Annotated in this window: 21 protein-coding genes; 4 read left to right on the top strand and 17 right to left on the bottom strand. The window is 52.4% G+C overall.

Going from position 1 to position 17358, the window contains the following annotated elements:
- Positions 1-9: 9 nt before the first annotated feature.
- From MKZ07_RS03600 to MKZ07_RS03580, 5 genes are all read right to left on the bottom strand, one after another.
- Positions 10-447: a hypothetical protein gene (locus tag MKZ07_RS03600; protein ID WP_341024547.1), complete on the bottom strand. Its 438-nt coding sequence runs from the start codon at positions 445-447 to the stop codon at positions 10-12.
- Between the two features lie 29 nt (positions 448-476).
- The gene (locus MKZ07_RS03595) at positions 477-1016 is read right to left on the bottom strand and encodes an AAA family ATPase (RefSeq protein ID WP_341024544.1); all 540 of its coding nucleotides are present in this window, start codon (positions 1014-1016) and stop codon (positions 477-479) included.
- Positions 1017-1036: 20 nt separating this feature from the next.
- On the bottom strand, positions 1037-1312 hold the full coding sequence (locus MKZ07_RS03590) for a hypothetical protein (protein WP_341024541.1): 276 nt from the start codon (positions 1310-1312) through the stop codon (positions 1037-1039).
- 214 nt (positions 1313-1526) lie between these two features.
- Positions 1527-2933 carry an NAD-dependent malic enzyme gene (locus MKZ07_RS03585; protein WP_341024538.1) on the bottom strand — a complete coding sequence of 469 codons (1407 nt, stop codon included), beginning with the start codon at positions 2931-2933 and terminating at the stop codon, positions 1527-1529.
- A gap of 81 nt (positions 2934-3014) precedes the next feature.
- Positions 3015-3506, bottom strand: a complete 492-nt coding sequence (locus MKZ07_RS03580; protein ID WP_036695096.1) for a hypothetical protein — start codon at positions 3504-3506, stop codon at positions 3015-3017.
- 134 nt (positions 3507-3640) lie between these two features.
- Here MKZ07_RS03580 and MKZ07_RS03575 point away from each other — a divergent pair, with 134 nt between their 5' ends.
- From MKZ07_RS03575 to MKZ07_RS03565, 3 genes are all read left to right on the top strand, one after another.
- Complete coding sequence (locus MKZ07_RS03575) at positions 3641-4633, top strand: acrylyl-CoA reductase family protein (protein WP_341024536.1); 993 nt, start codon at positions 3641-3643, stop codon at positions 4631-4633.
- A 174-nt stretch (positions 4634-4807) separates the two neighbouring features.
- Positions 4808-6262 (top strand): alpha/beta hydrolase family protein, encoded by a 1455-nt coding sequence (locus MKZ07_RS03570; RefSeq protein ID WP_036695098.1) that lies wholly within the window; start codon positions 4808-4810, stop codon positions 6260-6262.
- Between the two features lie 36 nt (positions 6263-6298).
- Complete coding sequence (locus MKZ07_RS03565) at positions 6299-6697, top strand: MerR family transcriptional regulator (RefSeq protein ID WP_036695099.1); 399 nt, start codon at positions 6299-6301, stop codon at positions 6695-6697.
- A 110-nt stretch (positions 6698-6807) separates the two neighbouring features.
- Here MKZ07_RS03565 and MKZ07_RS03560 read toward each other — a convergent pair whose 3' ends face one another.
- The 8 genes from MKZ07_RS03560 to MKZ07_RS03525 form a co-directional block, all read right to left on the bottom strand.
- Positions 6808-7581, bottom strand: a complete 774-nt coding sequence (locus MKZ07_RS03560; protein ID WP_442792437.1) for a cupin domain-containing protein — start codon at positions 7579-7581, stop codon at positions 6808-6810.
- Positions 7582-7998: 417 nt separating this feature from the next.
- Positions 7999-8550 carry a YfiT family bacillithiol transferase gene (locus MKZ07_RS03555; RefSeq protein ID WP_341024530.1) on the bottom strand — a complete coding sequence of 184 codons (552 nt, stop codon included), beginning with the start codon at positions 8548-8550 and terminating at the stop codon, positions 7999-8001.
- 19 nt (positions 8551-8569) lie between these two features.
- Positions 8570-9241, bottom strand: a complete 672-nt coding sequence (locus tag MKZ07_RS03550) for an HAD family hydrolase (RefSeq protein WP_051493487.1) — start codon at positions 9239-9241, stop codon at positions 8570-8572.
- A 35-nt stretch (positions 9242-9276) separates the two neighbouring features.
- Positions 9277-10902 (bottom strand): glycoside hydrolase family 9 protein, encoded by a 1626-nt coding sequence (locus MKZ07_RS03545; protein ID WP_341024526.1) that lies wholly within the window; start codon positions 10900-10902, stop codon positions 9277-9279.
- Positions 10899-11753: an HAD hydrolase family protein gene (locus MKZ07_RS03540; protein ID WP_341024525.1), complete on the bottom strand. Its 855-nt coding sequence runs from the start codon at positions 11751-11753 to the stop codon at positions 10899-10901. Before MKZ07_RS03540 ends, MKZ07_RS03545 begins: the two co-directional genes overlap by 4 nt.
- Before the next feature lie 28 nt (positions 11754-11781).
- Complete coding sequence (locus MKZ07_RS03535; protein ID WP_036695103.1) at positions 11782-12522, bottom strand: GTP pyrophosphokinase; 741 nt, start codon at positions 12520-12522, stop codon at positions 11782-11784.
- 245 nt (positions 12523-12767) lie between these two features.
- Positions 12768-13802, bottom strand: coding sequence for an HD-GYP domain-containing protein (locus MKZ07_RS03530; RefSeq protein WP_036695104.1), 1035 nt, complete (start codon positions 13800-13802; stop codon positions 12768-12770).
- A gap of 253 nt (positions 13803-14055) precedes the next feature.
- Positions 14056-14514, bottom strand: coding sequence for a hypothetical protein (locus MKZ07_RS03525; RefSeq protein WP_036695105.1), 459 nt, complete (start codon positions 14512-14514; stop codon positions 14056-14058).
- Positions 14515-14595: 81 nt separating this feature from the next.
- Between MKZ07_RS03525 and MKZ07_RS03520 the strand changes: the two genes are divergently transcribed.
- Positions 14596-14895, top strand: a complete 300-nt coding sequence (locus tag MKZ07_RS03520) for a Dabb family protein (RefSeq protein WP_036695106.1) — start codon at positions 14596-14598, stop codon at positions 14893-14895.
- On the opposite strand, the gene lepB is transcribed toward MKZ07_RS03520, so the two are convergent.
- The 4 genes from lepB to pgsA are packed head-to-tail and all read right to left on the bottom strand — an operon-like array spanning position 14892 to position 17340.
- Positions 14892-15389 (bottom strand): signal peptidase I, encoded by a 498-nt coding sequence (lepB, locus tag MKZ07_RS03515; protein ID WP_341024519.1) that lies wholly within the window; start codon positions 15387-15389, stop codon positions 14892-14894. The two genes, MKZ07_RS03520 and lepB, sit on opposite strands and share 4 nt — an antisense overlap.
- A 25-nt stretch (positions 15390-15414) precedes the next feature.
- Positions 15415-15816, bottom strand: a complete 402-nt coding sequence (locus MKZ07_RS03510; protein WP_036695108.1) for a DUF4265 domain-containing protein — start codon at positions 15814-15816, stop codon at positions 15415-15417.
- 33 nt (positions 15817-15849) lie between these two features.
- Positions 15850-16722 carry an SDR family oxidoreductase gene (locus tag MKZ07_RS03505; RefSeq protein ID WP_051493489.1) on the bottom strand — a complete coding sequence of 291 codons (873 nt, stop codon included), beginning with the start codon at positions 16720-16722 and terminating at the stop codon, positions 15850-15852.
- A gap of 15 nt (positions 16723-16737) precedes the next feature.
- Positions 16738-17340: a CDP-diacylglycerol--glycerol-3-phosphate 3-phosphatidyltransferase gene (pgsA, locus tag MKZ07_RS03500; protein ID WP_036695109.1), complete on the bottom strand. Its 603-nt coding sequence runs from the start codon at positions 17338-17340 to the stop codon at positions 16738-16740.
- Positions 17341-17358 lie beyond the last annotated feature (18 nt).

The raw sequence follows: 17358 nt of genomic DNA, 5'->3' as shown, positions 1-17358 counted from the left end.
CCTAATCCCCTACTTCTCATTCTTGAGTTCAAACTCCTCACTCTTTCCGTCCCACTCGACAGTGACTTTAATGGCGGAGTCCTCTTTCTCAACAGATCCATTTCCAAAAGCACTCATTTTCAGCATTGCCACTGCCACAGGTCCTTCGATTGTCTGGCTGCCGCTGCTATGCTTAGCTTTAAACGTATATTTCATCTGTTTAATCTCTTCGAGATCAGACTGGTCGCCTTTGTAGCGCAGTACTAAGTTATACCGCTTAGAGCTTTCACTGCTTACTTTGTTCTTTTTGGTAATCAGCTTCTGGCTGGCCTCCTGCTTATAGACACCCGTCCAGGTGTCCCCCTCGCCCTTGAAGGTATAGTTGAAATAGGTCGTTTCCGTATTGCAGGACGTTAGTAGGAGTAGCAGAATTGCCGGAAGCAGCAGCGCACGCAGTATTTTCTTCATAGTCAGCCCCCCTTTTCCCATTAAATACATTAGCTTGAACGGGATAGGTTTTGCAGTACTGCCTCCACCCGTTCCTCCACCGTAAGATCCCCTTCCAGCCGCAGCAGATCACCGCTTAGCCCGGCCATCCATTCCTCATGAAGCGTCCGGCTGCGGACCTCCGGTCCTGCCGTATCATACAGTGCCGCCCAAGCCATAAACTCTTGTACATCCTTATATTTATCTCCGCCCGGCAGACCCTCATCACCGTATCGTTCATACTCCCGCGCCCGCAGACGTTCCAGACGAACCTGCTCAGGAATCCATAGGAAAACCACCAGGTCAAAGGTATCACGCAGCGAATCCCCCCAGCCGCAGACCGCACCGGACAGAATCCATGGCTCATTCTGCGCCATATCTGCCTGCAATTTGTTCAGACGCTCTGCCACAACACTTTGCTTCGTATACTTCTGCTCCCAGAAATAATCGTCACTATCCAGATTTACATGCGGAAGCCTCGCCGCCAGCGCCTTGCCCAAAGTAGTTGTTCCCGCCCCGGAAGCTCCCATAATATGAATTCTGCGGTACATAAGCCCTCCTGAATGATGAATCATTGTATCCATTTGTATATTTTACCATGCTGCTCCTTATATATAAACAGCTTAGCCTGCCACTGAAGAGCTCGCCGCCCCCCCCAGCTGGAAGCAAGTGGATAAACGCATCTTAATTTCTCGAATTTCGGGAATTCCCAGGAAACAAGTGGAAAAAGCACAACTGTTAACTCAGATTTTGAACACTTTACTTGAATCACGATATTTAAGTGTTGTTTATCCAATTGTTGCCCTGCCATGCCCCCAATGGCCAGCAGCAAGTGTACAAAATCCATCTAATTCCTGCCAGACGTATCTCACACCTCTCCCTTAAGCACCGGCGTAAGCCGTAGTCCAGAACCTATCACTCCCTGACCCTGGCATCCTGGCTTCTATATTTGCCAACTATATACTTTTTCGCAAAAGCAGACGCAAACCAAGCCGCAGCCCCAAGGCCGCAGCTTGTTCACCTTGCCCTTATCCAGAGCTGTTCCGGTTAATGATTCCCGTTCAGCTCACATCCGGCGGAATGCGCCGAGCGATGCCGGTCGCTATGGCGGCCTTAATTACAGCCAGACGTACCTGCTCCACGACCTTCTCGTTGAAAATGCTCGGAATAATATATTGCTCATTCCGCTCATCCGGGTGGACCACTGCTGCAATGGCCTGCGCCGCTGCCAGCTTCATCTCCAGATTCACCGTCTTCGCCCGGCAGTCCAGCGCCCCGCGGAAAATCCCCGGAAAACACAGCACGTTATTAATCTGGTTAGGGTAATCACTTCTGCCGGTTGCCAGCACCCGGACGTAAGGCTCCGCCAGATCCGGTTCAATCTCCGGGGTCGGATTAGCCATAGCGAACACGATGCTGTCCTGGGCCATGCTCTGCAGATGGCTAACCTGCAAAATCCCTCCTCTGGATACACCGATGAAGACATCTGCTCCGCGCACCGCCTCATCCAGTCCTCCGCTCAGATTCTCAGGATTCGTGGCTTCGGCCAGCCAGCTCCATTCAGCATTGGTGTAGGATTCGTTCCGGTTCAGTATCCCCTCCTTGTCTATCGCATAGAGATGCTTGGCACCTGCCGCCAGCAGCAGACGGCATATCGATACGCCTGCCGCACCGATGCCGACGACTACGATTCTGGAGTCTGCAATCTTCTTCTCCACGACCTGGAGCGCGTTCAGTAATCCGGCCAGAGCAACTACTGCTGTTCCGTGCTGGTCATCATGGAAAACCGGAATATCCAGTTCCGCCGACAAGCGCCGTTCAATCTCGAAGCAGCGCGGAGAGCTGATGTCCTCCAGATTAATCCCACCGAAGCCGGGAGCAACCGCTTTCACAATCTGAATGATTTCTTCCGGGTCCTTGGTGTTCAGACACAGCGGGAACCCGTCAATATCTGCCAGCTGCTTGAACAGCATGGCCTTACCCTCCATGACCGGCATCGCCGCCTCCGGTCCGATATCGCCAAGCCCCAGCACTGCGGTGCCGTCGGTGACGACAGCTACCGTATTTCTTTTCATCGTCAGGGAATATGCCTTGGACGGATCTTCGGCAATCGCCGTACAGACACGGGCCACACCTGGGGTATACACCAGCGACAGATCCTCGCGGTTCTTGATCGGCATCTTCGGGGTGACCTCGATTTTGCCGCCGAGATGAGCCAGGAAGGTGCGGTCGGAGACATTGATAACTTTGATTCCAGGCATATTCTTCAGCACGCTGATAATCTCTTCATTCGCCGCATCCTGCACATTCACGGTCAGGTCACGGGTCGTCACATCCTTGCCGCCACGTATAACGTCAATCGCTACAATATCGCCGCCGGCTGCTGCCAGCCTGGACGCCACATCGCCAAAAGAAGCTTCGGCCTTACGGATTTCTAGCCGGATAATCATCGTTGTTGCAATGGACATAGAGTATGCCTCCCTCATCAGACGAATGAATTCTATCCTCAATATACTACAGTTCACATGTTGTTCACAATTAAATCCGGGTTATCCGGGAATTTCCCAATCCTTAGCAAGCTTTAACAGCTCATCCTCGGCCGCTTCTTCATCTTGCCCCAATACTTTCGCTTCTATATAGTAGGTGACCGTATCATCGCTGTCACTCTTGCCGGGACGCTGATAACACAGCCAATAATAAGTAACTTCAGGAGCAGGATAGACCGCACTCCCCTCCTGTATGAACTTGATCAGCTCCCCTTCACCAGCCGGAGTGGGCACTGGCTTCCTCCATAGCAGCTCTGTATGATTAGGGATACTGATATAATTACCCGGACGGCTCTGATCACCCAGCGTCAGCTCCAGCTGATCCAGAGTCACAGCCGCAAGCCCTTGCAGATACCGCGCAGGCTCATCCTCACTTAGCCGCAACCGGTGTACTGCCGGGCCGGGATCGGATGAAGCAGATACGTACAGTGCTCCCCCGCCCAGAACGAGACAAATTGCTGCGGTAAGCACGGTTTTATGCAATTTCACTCTCATATGAACGCTCCTTTGTAACCATTTAGTGTTGGATATCATTGTGTTTCCTTAGTTGACAGGGCACAATAGTAATGGCACGAAGCCTATGAATTCTTATTTAAGAACAATACAGCATGGATTAGGAGCGAGAAGTTATGACGAACTCTTTTCAAGCATTGGTAGTGGACAAGACAGAACCATTCTCCGTAGAGGTTAGACCGGTATCCCTGGAGGAACTGCCTGCCGGTGAAGTGTTAATTAAAGTAGCTTATTCCAGTGTAAACTATAAAGACGGGCTGGCAAGCATCCCGAATGGGAATATTGTGCGAAATTATCCGTTCATTCCGGGGATTGACCTGTCAGGGACGGTAGTCTCATCGAAGGACAGCCGGTTCCGCGAAGGCCAGTCTGTCATTGCTACCAGCTATGGGATCGGCGTCTCCCATTTCGGCGGCTTCAGCGAATACGCCCGTATCCCTCCGGACTGGGTTATTGAACTGCCAGAGGGCTTGACGCTGCGGGAAGCGATGATCTATGGCACGGCCGGATTCACGGCGGCGCTGTCTGTGCAGGCACTGGAAGCTCAAGGCATGACGCCTGACCAGGGAAAAGTGCTCGTCACCGGTGCCACCGGCGGTGTCGGAGGTGCAGCAACCGCCATTCTGGCTAAGCTGGGCTATCAGGTTACTGCCAGTACCGGCAGAACGGATGAAGCCGGGTATCTGCAGGAGCTGGGTGCTGCCGAGGTCATCTCCCGCGAAGAGGTCGCGGGCAGTGCGGTGAAGCCGCTGGACAAGCAGCTCTGGCAGGCAGCAGTAGATTCAGTCGGGGGCGCCCCGCTGGCTGCTGTCCTGAGCAAAATCGCCTACGGCGGTGCAGTGGCCGCAAGCGGCTTAACCGCAGGCACGGCTGTCCCGACCACCGTCCTGCCGTTTATCCTGCGCGGAGTCAGTCTGCTCGGCATCGATTCCGTAGCTTGCCCTATGGAGAAACGGGCCAAGCTCTGGCAGCGCATGGCAGGCGACATGAAGCCTGCGGTGCTGGATACGCTGGTGGACCGTGAGATTTCGCTGACTGAGCTGCCTGCTGCGCTTCAGGATATTCTCCAGTCAGGCACCCGTGGCCGCGTGCTTGTCCGCTTATCTTAGTCTCACATGACGAGTGTCAGCAGTTGGGATGGCAGTTCGCTTCCGAATCCGGAACGGGCTGCCGTCTTTTTTTGCATATGTGCCCGGCATATTAAATCAAGCCTTGACCTTGAAGTATACTTCAACCTTTATACTCTAATTGTTCCAGATGAATAGAGTATGGAGGTAGTACAAATGAGAATATTTGAGATTGTAGTCATTGTGGTGATTCTGGCTGTTACAGCAGGAAGGATAGGGACCAAGAAAAACCGGAGGCTGGATACCTTCATGCTGCTGGCTGTCGTTATAGCTTTGATGCTGCATGGGGTGCTGGAGAATTACCGGATCCAGATGGCTCCAGCCTACGCCGCAGCGCTCGGGCTGTTGACCATACTCGGATTCAGACTTGTGAGGCATCCCCGGACGGGCCCGCCTAAGCGGTATCCGAAGCTATGGAAGAGTCTGCTGCTGATATTCATCCTCCTTCTTACAGGAGTATCCGTCTATGCGTCCAGACTGCTCCCGATGTTCACGCAACCCGAGCCAACTGGGCAATATGCCATCGGAACGATCGCACGCGAGCTTATCGATGAGCAGCGTAACGAGACGCTGAGCGCTGAGGAAGGCGGCAAACGGAAGCTGATGGTTAATGTATGGTATCCAGCCGATCCTGATCAGACTGAGGGCAAGCCTAAGGAGCATTACCCCTCTGCACTGGGCGAAGCGATTAGCCTTGTATTCGGATTGCCGAAGCAGCTATTCAGCCATGTCACCTATATTCCGACTCATGTTGCAAACGGAGTGAAGCTCTCGGCACACGAAGCCAGCTATCCGGTCCTGCTGTTCTCGCCAGGTATCCGCTCCACCAGATTTCAGAGTATGTCGATTATCGAAGAATTAGTCAGCCACGGCTATATTGTCGTAGGGATGGATCATCCTTATACCTCAGCCAAGGTCACTTACCCGGATGGCGCTTCGGTCTACTACGTGCCTGATCCGAAGTTCGATACTTCCGCAGCGCTCTACAACTACAATGTGAGCGGAATTGCCATTCGTGCAGCAGACGCCAGCTTTGTACTCGACACCCTGACCGCATGGAATGTACAGGACCCGAATGGATTGTTCCAGGGCAGGCTGGATCTTAGCCGTACGGGGATCTTCGGCCATTCCTATGGCGGGGCAACAACGGCCGAAGCTTTAGCCCAAGACAAACGGTTCAAGGCAGGTGTCAGTCTGGAAGGCGGGTTCTGGGGCAAGGTTGCCCATGAAGGGCTGACGCAGCCTTTTATGTACGTGATGTCCGGCACGACTGCGCAGAATCTTGCACATCCCGAAGCGAACACAGATCCCCTGATCTATGAAGAGTTCACACCGGATCTGAAGTCGGTTATGAGCCGCAGCACCAGGGATACCTATTATCTGACAGTGGATCATTTCATTCACCAGAGTTTTACGGATATAGCCCTGCTGTCGCCCTCCTTATTCGCCAACGGCCTTGATCCGGTGCATACTGTAGATATAAACAGAACCTATGTCCGGTCATTCTTCGATCAGTATCTGCTAAATGAGCCGCAGGTGCTGCTGAACGGTCCTTCGGCCGAATACCCGGAAGTAACCTTTGACCCGGCCTTCACGCACAAGCGACCATAGGAGGTAGATAGATATCGAATACAGGAGGAATGCCAAATGAAGGGAATGACCCGTGGGGAGCTGGCGCGGCAGGCGGGGCTGAGTGCGGCAACCATCCGTTACTATGAAGACAGCGGGATCCTGCCAGTGCCGGAGCGGACCGCTAAGGGATACCGGATCTACTCTGCAGATGTTCTGGTGAAGCTGAAGTTCATCAAGGATGCCAAAGTACTGGGTTATTCACTGAAAGAAATCCAGGCGGCGCTTGCCCTGCTCGGCTCGAAGATGGATGAAGAGACCTTGAAGGAACTCGTCCGCGACAAAATCACCGAAATCGACGAAAAGGTTGCGGCCCTGTATGCTATTCAAAGCATGCTGGCCGGTCTGCTCGAGACCCCGCAGGAGGATATTCAGAATTATCTGCATTCCTTCCAGGTTCCAGATAAGAATCACTGAAGACAAGCTAAGTTATAATGTGAAACATATAAGTTCTTATATTCGCAAAAAAACGGCAGCGTCATTCTGTATTCACAGAATACGCTGCCGTTGGTGCTGTTTGGATTCTGTTATTCGGTTCCAGCCTCATGTACAGCTTGCGGAGTAGCCTGGACGTATTGCTGCTGGCGGTAGGGCTGGGCATATGGCTGCGCATAATAACCATGTACCGCCATCGGCTGGTATCCGAAGGATTGCGGAGCCTGCTGCTGGTGCATGTAAGGCTGCATGTTCGCATTAGCCATCATCGGCGCCATATTGGCAGGAGCGATGTGGGTTCCCTTCATATTCTCGGCTGCCGCCTTCGCAGTGGGACAGCAATCCGCAGGCGGACCAATGAAGGTCTGAGGCTTCACCGGAGCGAGTGCTTCCTTAACCAGCGCTTCATTAAGGCAATAGGTATGTGCCAACACATTAGCCGGGGTTAGGCTCAGAAGATCCGAACCGAGGATGACCTCCGGTGTAGGGGCATCGAAGATCGCCAGCAGATGGGTGCAATCCATCGTGGCCACTTCATAATGCCACCAGCCCTGCGGCACATTGGCAACCTGACCCGGAGTGATCGGAAAATGCAGCAGCTCGTTCGTAAACGGGTTGATTAGCGACACCACTGCCGCGCCCGAGATACAGTAGACCAGCTCAGCGGCATTTTGATGATAATGCGGCTCGACCACATTGGATCTGCTGAGATAGATATCGAGCAGCGAAGTATTCTCCAGGGTGTTCAGATTTTTGATGCCCAGTACGTTGATATAATTGCAGTCATCCTTCTTGAATAAGGTGTTGCCATTCATATCAAACGTAAACTGTGTATTGGGCGACGTATAGTCCATATAAGAGGTCACACATATCCGTCCTTTCCTCGGGGCCGTTTTTTTATCGTTCTGGTTATAGGATATGTATCCGCCCATGCCCAGGTGACAGGTTCATTCGATAATAGATTAGGCGGACGGGCTGGGCTGGATGGGGCTGCAACCCTAAAAGGAGCAACGTCTCGTAGGGCCCGGTTCCGCCCTGTGCTATTGTATGCTGTTTTCGGCATACATTTTGCCCCGGAAACCTCGTCCCCGCCGAATGTATGCTGTTTTCCGCATACATTTTGCCCGGGAGCCCCGTATCCACCCGAGTGTATGCTGTTTTCCGCATACATCCCAGACTCCTCGTATACTCGTCGGGCCTCCACACCCTTTTCCGGCGGACAAAATAAAAAGACGTAGGGTACACAACCCCTCCGTCTTTTTATGCTAAAACAAAGTTATCATTTACCAGCCGCTTCGCTGGATCAATGCTGTAATCTGCGCGATATGATGACGGCTGTGCCAGATGTACCTCTCCACTGCAGTATCCAGTGTCATCTCACCAAGACCGCCGCTTACGAAGGTCCGGTCATAATCCTCAGGCTGCAAGGACTCCAGTAAGGTCGCGAATCTGCGGTTAAGCAGTCCGATGAGCTGGAGTGAGGATTCCACCGGTTCGTTGGAAGAATCGCTCAATTCCGCCCACAGATCCTGTCTGTAGCTTGGAACCAGCGGCGCTTCCTCCGTCAGTCCACGCTTGAAGCGGAGGTACGCGTACATGCCCGTATCGGCGAGATGATGCACGACCTGAATCACGGTCCAGCCGCCCGGCCGGTAAGGGGTATGCTGCTGTTCCGCCGTTAGCGGCTGGACTGCTGCCCGCAGCTCCTCTGCCAACTGCCTAAAGACCGCAACCGATTCTTCCCGCACCTCTGCTGTCCGGTTCCCCTTAGCGGCGAATCTTCCAATCGGGTATTTTAACAATTCCAGCTCCTGCTCTTCCACATTGTCGTTCATTTCGCTCACGGCTCCTTTGTTATTGTTCTCTGGATATCAGCTCATAGGCCTCTTCCAGTGTTCCCGCTGTAACATCCGGCTTGACTTCAAGCTCCCAGGGCTGACCGTTCCGGTTGAGCCAGCAGGATTTGATTCCGGCTCTGGCTGCTCCGAGAATATCTGACGCAGAGTCTCCAATGTGGATAATTTGCTCCGGCTCCACCCCATAATGGGTTATCACCTCAGTAAACATACGGTTATGCGTGTCATTCTTATATGACTGATACGTCTCAGAGGTGAACAGCGCGATGGGATAATTCCGGTAGAACTCAGGAAGCATTAGATCATCTGTATCACTTACAATGCACACTTGATAATCCCGGCATATGCGCTGTAAGAAGGCCTCTGTGTCTTCGTACATTTCAGACAGCCGGTGTTGGGCAAAGAGGTTATCCACTGCCTGCTCACAATCGCAATCCAAACCGGACTCCTGGAATACGCTCTGAAACCCTCTGTAATAAATCTCTCTACTACTGATAAAAGTACCCGCCTCCCGGGCTTCGCAGGCTGCGGCATAATAACGGCTCAGCAATTGCTTGCCGAGCTGCAGTGCCCTTGCTTCACTGAACTTCTGCTGGAGAATCGGCCTCCAGACCTCTGCCCGCCTGCTCTCAATATTCACCAGGGTCTGGAACATATCCAGACTAATCACTTTGAATGACTGTATGGGTCCGTCTCCTTATCTGATCAGCAATTGAATCTCGCCGTCACGAACAATGCCGGTGAATTCCAGTAGATCGTTACCTCGTTCGTAGAATAACTGTCCTCGTGATCCGCGTAACACTGGGCTGCGGGTTTGCGCCGCAAATGCTCCTTCACATATTCATCATGCAGTCCCCGGTCCGGACCGCCAACCACCAAGCCCGGAACCGGCTCAACCACATGATCGCCCACAGACGGGCGGTGATGGGGATGCATGACCGCATGTTCGCCGAAGCCGCTCACATAGCTGATCCCCAGCACATTGCGGCCCAGCAGGTAATGCAGATGATCCAGAGCACAAGCAGCATATTCCTGTTCCCCGCTGAAATGTTCCGCTGCCAGCAGCAGCATGGCATGGTTCATGACCAGCATATTGCTGCCCCAGATATAGTCCTGCTCCAGCAGCGAGATTCTGTAGCCGTCGTCATGGCTCTGCCGCAGCAGGCGGTCTGCTTCTGCCAGCAAGCCCTCCCTTAGCTCAGCATAGAGAGATGGCTCCGTGCCTGCTTCCCCTATGAGCAGATATGCCAGTGTGCCATAGCCGCCCATATCCCCCCAGCCGAAGCTGTATTTGGGGAACGGCAGCTTGGCAAGCTCAAGCGCCGCACTGTGGAATTGTTCATCTCCTGTCGTGCGGAATAGCTCCGCCGCTGCCCAGAAGCGCTCGTCGCTGTCAACCTTATCGCCATATTCCCCCGTGGTAATCCCTCGCGGATTGGTGAAGCCTGGTACATGCGGATGCGCAGTCAGCCAGCTCCAGGCAGCCCGCGCGGCTTCCAGACACCGCGCCGCATATGCCTCATCGAACGGCTTGTAGATCCGCGCCGCCATAGCCATCACCCCGGCGAAGTCCCCGGTAGCAGCCGCAGAGACCGGCGAGAAATACAGCTCCGCAGTATCCTCCTCCGGCATCACATCAAGGCCGGGGAAATGCGCCGTGGTCAGCTTGTGGTAGACCCCGCCGCTGCCGGACTCCTGCATTTTGAATAGCCAGTCCAGCTCCACTGTGCATTCCAGCAGGACATCCGGCAGGCTGCCGTCACTCTCTGGAAGCGTATGTACACCAGCAAATGCCGCAGGATACAGCTCCCAAGCCAGAAGAAGATCTGCTACGGCCTTCGCTCCCGGCCCGGAGTATTTTCCGTAGTCTCCCGCATCGTGCCACCCTCCGCTGCTGTCCAGACTCAGCCCAGGCTGGCCGATGACTGTACCCTCTGCCAGATGGCAGGCCTTATGCCCCCAGGCTCCCGCATACTCTCCGTCAAGTTCCACGCCGCAGCGGTAGTAATAGAAGGCCTTCAGCAATCCCTGCTGCAGCTCCTGATACGGCTTGTCTGCAATAACAAATGCAGCGGACTGCTCGCCCTCCGCCCCTTCGATCCGGTACTTCCCGGGTGAGGTAAGCGCCGAGAAATCTCCGCTGCGTACACGGCAGCCGCTGGGCTTATCCTCAATATAAGCCCCGGTCTGTCCGGTGAATACCACATTCTCACTTGCTATGTCAATAATATGATAACGTGGGTTATCACCGGAGAACAGAGCCAGCTTATCTCCTCCGCTTGAATAACCCGCCTGGTTCACTGCAATGGTACGAAGACGCTTGTCACTCATCCTGTAATCGCTCCCTTGTTCATAGTCTCCGCGAGAAACACTGCTACACCATCATCATTATTGGATGCTGTAATTACATGTGCAATTACTTTGAGCTCCTCTTGAGCGTTCTCAACCGCAACACTCGTCCCGGCCGCAGCGAACAGGCCCAGATCATTCAAGTGATCGCCGAACACCACAATTTCCGTGGCAAGAAGGTCCATATGCTGTGCCCATAGCTTAAGCCCTTGACTTTTATTCGCATTCGGATGGCTAAATTCCAAAAAATAATGATCCTCTATGTATATATCCTTCATAAAATGAATATGAACTTCTGCGCCAAAGCGCTCAAGCACCTTCTGGTGAAGCGGCTCCAGGTCCTCCAACTTGCCTATAAAAGTCATTACAACGGTCCGGTACCCGGCAGGACATTCAAGCATCTCTACCTGACGGAAACGCACATCATTCTTCCGGGAATTACAGAACTCCACATCACCAGTCCGGGTAGGAGCTTCATACAACACCCGCTCACTGCCTGTTGCATCCAGCAAAAAATGAAAAGGGGTGATTCCATAAGCCCGCCCCAGCGTTATAATTCCCCCGGAAATAGCGGGATCCAGCCAGTAGCCGTCAATCACCCTACGTGCTACGCTGTCATAGATAAGCGCACCATTATAAAGAATCACCGGATACCTCCAAGGGATATCTGCCACTACGCTGTCAGCACTGATAAATCCTCTTGCAGTTGCAAAGCTGATAATCATTCCCTGTTCCATCGCTTCTGTAATCACCTGTACAGTGTATGCCGACAGCTTTTGTTCCGAGTTCAGCAGAGTTCCATCCAGATCAGTAACGTAGGCTTTTCTATGCATGCGCCTTCTAACAGCCACCCTCCATATTCTATTCCTTCAACAACTTAACAAAGTTGTCCGGCAGACTGAACTGCTGATTGCCCAGAATCATATCCCGCAACTCGGAGAATGGATCTTCGTCCTCCTGCGAATCCTTGATTTCCTTAATTTCACGGTGCAGCCGCTCCATCTGCACATCGAGTTCGTACGCCTTGTCAGCCGCATTCTTAAGTTCACGGGTCAGATGCTCAGGAACCGCCTGGCTGTATTTATAGAAAATTTTATGCTCCAGACTGGCCCAGAAATCCATAGCTATCGTGCGGATCTGTACCTCAACACAGACATGCTCCTGACAGTCCGACATGAATACGGGAACCTCGATAAGCAGATGCAGACTCTGATAACCGTTCGGCTTCGGGTTTTTAATATAATCTTTCACCTCAAGCACTTTGAGATCGTCCTGCTTCTGCAGCATGGCGCTAACCTGATAAATATCCGAAATGAACGAACATGTGATCCGCAGCCCGGCGATGTCCTTAATACTGGCTCTGATCTGTGGGAGGGACAACTCACTGTTCTTACGCAGCATTTTCTTCATAATGCTCTCCGGGGATTTGATCCGGGACTTGGTATGCTCAATCGGGCTATAGTCGTGAAGGAGCTGGAATTCCTCTTTGAGGATATCAATCTTGGTCTCCATCTCGGCAAGAGCGAACTTGTAAATCATCATAAAGCGGGTAAGCTCATATTTGAGCTGCTTCAATTTCTCTAACTGGTTGTCGGTATGCATCTTCATTTCTCCTTTATGCTGCTGCACAGACTGACTAGAATCTCTATCTCTATGCAACTCTTCCATCTCTCATTAATCATAGCCAATCTATGGCTTGAACACAAACCTTCCTCCGGTCACCGGGACTCCTGCGTGCTAGCTCCTTTCTTCTTTCTGCACATAAAAAAAAGCCAAACCGTCCAAAAGGACAGTCTGGCCGTTCATTAGAAGAGGACGCTGCGGACAGTGCCTCTTCATCCGGTTATTCAGTTCACCACTTCGTCGATGGACAGGCTGCGTTCACGCGACAAATCCCGGAAGCTCTCGCCCACTTTTACCAGCGGCTTAAAGAGGTCCAGCGGGTTATTCATGACGATCATGCCCACTTCGCCGTTGCTAAGCTGTACATTCTTGCCCACGAAGCTCGGCAGTAAATGTCCGGTCAATGCCTGCACCACCGTCTCGTTCAGCTTGCCGAAGCCCATCTCATGTACCTTGCGCAGCACCGTGACCAGCCCCTGCTTGGGACGGTTCGCAGTAGAGGTGGTGAGCGACATATAGATGTTGGCTACGGAAACAATCTGGGCGTATGGATGGATCTCTTTTTTGAGCAAGTGATTCGGATAGCCTGAACCATCCTCATATTCATGATGCTGGAGGGCTACCAGCGCGGTAACCTCGTCCATTTTGGAGCCGCGGATCAGATCATAGCCATAGAAGGTGTGCCGTGCCAGCTCATCCTTCTCGGAATCCGTCAGCAGACCCTGCTTGTTCAGGATCGACAGGGGCACCTGGCTTTTGCCGATATCATGCAGGTAGCCTGCACGGCTGATCAAGAAGCGCTCCTCCTTGGAGTAACCCATCCACGCAGCAATATAATAGGATAATAAGCCCACCTGTAACGAGTGGTGATATGTATCGATGTCATCCCGGTCCAACAGGAGCAGCAGGGAGACAACATCCTTTTGCCCTTCCAACGTCTCCAGCAGCGGCTTCAGCGTATCATCGACTGCCGACTGCGAGAAGCTGCCCTTCGTCAAGGCTTCCAGAAAAATCGCTTCATAATTCAAAATAGCGAGATCAAAATCATCGTGCAGCCCGTGGCTGGGCGCAGCTTCTTCATCCGTATTCAGCCCGCTGCGCTGCTCGATATCGACATAATCAATTTTGTGCCGGATCAGGATACTAATCTCTTCCCGTTCCACACGCGTCCCCTTGGGGAGAACGTGCAGCCCTACACCATTGAAAGTGTCTGCCATGAGACAATCACCGTGCTTCAGATCCGTGACATGTACTTTCAAGTACCAGCACCCCTTTTGTATTAAATATATGAACTTACAGGTTTCACACGGTAACTTATCCTTCTATTTCTCGCTGAGACGGATGCCGCCCTTGAAAGGACGGCAAAGCTGTTTCCGCTTGATAGGAATATTCCGTTATGCTCCACTTGATCATAGTCAACAGACGGTAAAGTAACAATCCGGTGAAAGTCACAAACTCCAAGCAATCTAGTTCTATAGAATCCCTGTCTTTAGACGCCTTTCCATATTCTGTTCAGAGCCATTTGACAAATCTCTTGTATTTCAGCCTAATTTCGTTCTCTTCCGCCCAGTTCATTAGTCTCTTCCTCACCGCTGCCGTGTCTTCTGTGAACCTGAAACAGAGATTAACCGGGACAATCCGTTTGCCTGCAGGTAATATTCCTACTAACGGACCATCTATGTAAATGACCTTAATCCCTGACGCGGAGATGTGCTCGTTGCGAATAATAAGCGAATCCGTCCCCCACTGAAGCCGGCCTTCCTTCCGCAGCGCGTTAACGAGAATGAAGAGGAAGGCTACGCAGCAGACACCTATCCACCCCAGTCTGAAGTAGTATAAAAAGAAATGCCTATCCGGATCGAGGCCGGGGGATAGCGAAAGAAAAATAATGGGGATCAGAATAGCTATCAAGGTTTGAATAGACTTAGGAGCCTTGATAGGATCGGTTATGGCTAGTGAATCTCTGGTCAACTTGTTCAACCTCCATCCGTCCAATTTGTAGTATAATCGCTAATGCAGTCCAACACTTTGCCCAAGGGGGATCAATCCATTATGTATGAGCATCTCGTCGTCTTCCGCTTCAAAGAGCAATTCGAACCAATCCAGGAGCAAGACCTGTTACAAGCACTGCTGGCGCTAAAAAAGCAAATCCCCGGCATCATCGACCTTACAGCAGGCGTTAATGTGACCGAGGAGCAGGAGAATGTCCACGGCTATACGTTGGGGCTCCGCGTGACCTTTGAGAGTCAGGAAGCCCTGCGTGCCTACGGGCCTCATCCGGCCCATCAGAAGTTCGTATCCATGCTGGAGGGAATCCTGGAGAACGTTGTGGTGGTCGACTACCCGATTTAGAACAACTGGTTCACATCGAACAGTACTTTGCCGATCAGCGCATCCTTGTCTACGAACGGAGTCTCCCATAAGTGAGCATCATAGCTGACGTTACGGTTGTCGCCCAGGAAAAAATAATGGTCTGCGGGAACGGTGACCGGCCCGAAGGTATAGGTCATCGCTTCCTGGAGATACGGCTCAGCAATGGCCTCTTGGTTACGGTACAGCTTGCCTTCCTTGATCTCAATCACATCGCCCGGCAGACCGATCAGCCGTTTTACATATTTTTTATGCGCATCTTCGGCAACCGGCGGATGGAACACCACGATATCGCCATGCTTCAGCGAGGTATTCCAGAGCATTTTGTCCACCACAAGCCGGTCGTTAATCGCTATAGTCGGAATCATCGAGCCGGTAGGCACACGCATTGCTTCCGCTACGTAGGTACGGATAAATAAGGATAGAATAATGCCAATGGCAATGCTCGGCACCCACTGTTTCAAGAATTTCTTCAATTCCCTTCACCTCAGATTCGTATAATTAGCCTTCAAAATGCTCAATAATCCGCGACATTTCCTGCTCCGCGTCTACAGCAGAGTGCTTAGGCAAATAAATCACCAGCAGTCCCCCGAAGATCTGCTCCCATCTGCCCCCATGCTCTGTAACCCGCTCCGTGAAGCTGCGGATCTCGCCGGAAGCCGCCGTTTCTTTGCTCAGCAGCCAGGCATACCGGACAAGCCCGGACTTCTTCACCGTCTCAATGTAATACGCGATCCCCTCACGCTCACTCACCCGGATAATGTCGCCAAGCGCAATCCCCGGGTTAAAAATCGGCGTCTCCTCAATCCGGTAGGTGTCCTTGTCGACCCGGGTCACATCCAGCACCTCAATCTCCCGGCCTTGCTCATCAAAGCATATATGTAATCCAACCGTTCCCGGCAAAAGCATTCCCCCCTATTCTGTTCTGTCATGCTATCATTTCATTGCCCGCAGTGATTTGGAGATAATCCCCTCCAGCACCTTCCAGGGAAGCAGGGCCTTGCCGATCATGAGCACCCGCGAGCCCCGGCCTACAGGATAGCGCAGCTTCGGTGCACGTTTGGCAGTGATCCGTCCAATCAGATCAGCTACCTCCTGCGGATCGGGAGCCGTCTCGGACGCGCGCCGGGAGTACCGCAGCACTTCCTCAAGCCTGGTGTGATACGGGGAGCCTTCATTTCTGTGCATACCTGTAATCCCTTTGTCCCAGATGGGGGTACGGAAGGAGCCCGGTTCAACCAGTACAACGCGGACGCCAAAAGAGAGCATCTCCTGCCGCAGACTCTCGCTGAACCCTTCCACCGCAAACTTCGAGGCGGCATACGGACCATAGCCCGGGAATCCGCTCAGTCCGCTGACACTGCTCACGTTAATGATTAGGCCGCTGCGCTGGACCCGCATTAGAGGAAGCACCGCCTTCGTTACGGCAATCAGGCCAAAAAAGTTAGTCTCCATCTGCCCTCGCCAAGCCTCCATGCTGACCTCCTCCACGAATCCGCCTACGGCGAAGCCGGCGTTGTTCACCAGCACATCAATTCTGCCGGCGAGCTCAAGACTAGCCTGAACAGCAGACGCAATCGAAGCTTCATCCGTGACATCCAGTGCCAGCAGATGAATGCGCTCCCGCACCCCCGCTTGCTCAGCCTGCTGAACCAGCTCCTTGCTGCGGCCAAGATCCCGCATGGTGGCAATGACCCGGTACCCTCTGCGAGCCAGCGTAATTGCCGTCAGCAGCCCGAATCCGCTGGAGGTCCCGGTAATCAGCGCAACCGGTTCATGCCCCAGGGGCTGGCTTGGATTAGTGTTCATGGGGCACCTCCTTTTTTAATGATGTGATTTATGAGTCTCCAATTGCAGCAGCTGATAATTGTTCTTAATGTAGTTGTAACCCGAGTATACGGTAATGATTAATGCACCATACATCAGGGTTAGGTCAACAGGGAAGGAAGTAAACAGGCTGAAGGGCGCATTGTTCAAAAGAATTGCCGAGATTGCAGCAACTTGTAGGACCATCTTCCATTTGCCGTATTTATCGGCTGCCAGAGCTACCTTCTGCGCTGAAGCGGCGATACGGACACCCATCATTATAACTTCCCTCGCCAATATTAAAAAAGCAATCCAAGAAGGAATCATGTGCAAACTCACCATTAGAATCAGCGCGGCAGCAACAAGCAGCTTATCTGCCAACGGATCAAGCAGCTTTCCTAAATTGGTAATCTGGTTATATTTTCTCGCCACGTACCCGTCCAGCTTGTCTGTTATAGAAGCCATAATAAAAACTATAGCTGCATAAAAAACACCATGCACCTCTAAATAGGCCAGGATCGGGAATTGGTTGACCCATCCGTCCGGGTAAATGGGGAAAAGCGCAATGAACAGGGGAATCAGCAATATCCTGAACAAGGTAATACGGTTAGCTAAGTTCATCTTCTGCCTCCTGGCTCA

It is taken from the genome of Paenibacillus sp. FSL P4-0338, from assembly GCF_038002365.1.
Taxonomy (GTDB): Bacteria; Bacillota; Bacilli; order Paenibacillales; family Paenibacillaceae; genus Paenibacillus_AQ.
This window is presented reverse-complemented; position numbering and strand designations above follow the sequence as displayed.

What these genes read in the sequence shown, in the direction of transcription:
- MKZ07_RS03600 (WP_341024547.1), bottom strand. Translation starts at nt 447, where the DNA reads ATGAAGAAAATACTGCGTGCGCTGCTGCTTCCGGCAATTCTGCTACTC.
- MKZ07_RS03595 (WP_341024544.1), bottom strand. Translation starts at nt 1,016, where the DNA reads ATGTACCGCAGAATTCATATTATGGGAGCTTCCGGGGCGGGAACAACT.
- MKZ07_RS03590 (WP_341024541.1), bottom strand. Translation starts at nt 1,312, where the DNA reads ATGGATTTTGTACACTTGCTGCTGGCCATTGGGGGCATGGCAGGGCAA.
- MKZ07_RS03585 (WP_341024538.1), bottom strand. Translation starts at nt 2,933, where the DNA reads ATGTCCATTGCAACAACGATGATTATCCGGCTAGAAATCCGTAAGGCC.
- MKZ07_RS03580 (WP_036695096.1), bottom strand. Translation starts at nt 3,506, where the DNA reads ATGAGAGTGAAATTGCATAAAACCGTGCTTACCGCAGCAATTTGTCTC.
- MKZ07_RS03575 (WP_341024536.1), top strand. Translation starts at nt 3,641, where the DNA reads ATGACGAACTCTTTTCAAGCATTGGTAGTGGACAAGACAGAACCATTC.
- MKZ07_RS03570 (WP_036695098.1), top strand. Translation starts at nt 4,808, where the DNA reads ATGAGAATATTTGAGATTGTAGTCATTGTGGTGATTCTGGCTGTTACA.
- MKZ07_RS03565 (WP_036695099.1), top strand. Translation starts at nt 6,299, where the DNA reads ATGAAGGGAATGACCCGTGGGGAGCTGGCGCGGCAGGCGGGGCTGAGT.
- MKZ07_RS03555 (WP_341024530.1), bottom strand. Translation starts at nt 8,550, where the DNA reads ATGAACGACAATGTGGAAGAGCAGGAGCTGGAATTGTTAAAATACCCG.
- MKZ07_RS03545 (WP_341024526.1), bottom strand. Translation starts at nt 10,902, where the DNA reads ATGAGTGACAAGCGTCTTCGTACCATTGCAGTGAACCAGGCGGGTTAT.
- MKZ07_RS03540 (WP_341024525.1), bottom strand. Translation starts at nt 11,753, where the DNA reads ATGCATAGAAAAGCCTACGTTACTGATCTGGATGGAACTCTGCTGAAC.
- MKZ07_RS03535 (WP_036695103.1), bottom strand. Translation starts at nt 12,522, where the DNA reads ATGCATACCGACAACCAGTTAGAGAAATTGAAGCAGCTCAAATATGAG.
- MKZ07_RS03520 (WP_036695106.1), top strand. Translation starts at nt 14,596, where the DNA reads ATGTATGAGCATCTCGTCGTCTTCCGCTTCAAAGAGCAATTCGAACCA.
- MKZ07_RS03505 (WP_051493489.1), bottom strand. Translation starts at nt 16,722, where the DNA reads ATGAACACTAATCCAAGCCAGCCCCTGGGGCATGAACCGGTTGCGCTG.
- pgsA (WP_036695109.1), bottom strand. Translation starts at nt 17,340, where the DNA reads ATGAACTTAGCTAACCGTATTACCTTGTTCAGGATATTGCTGATTCCC.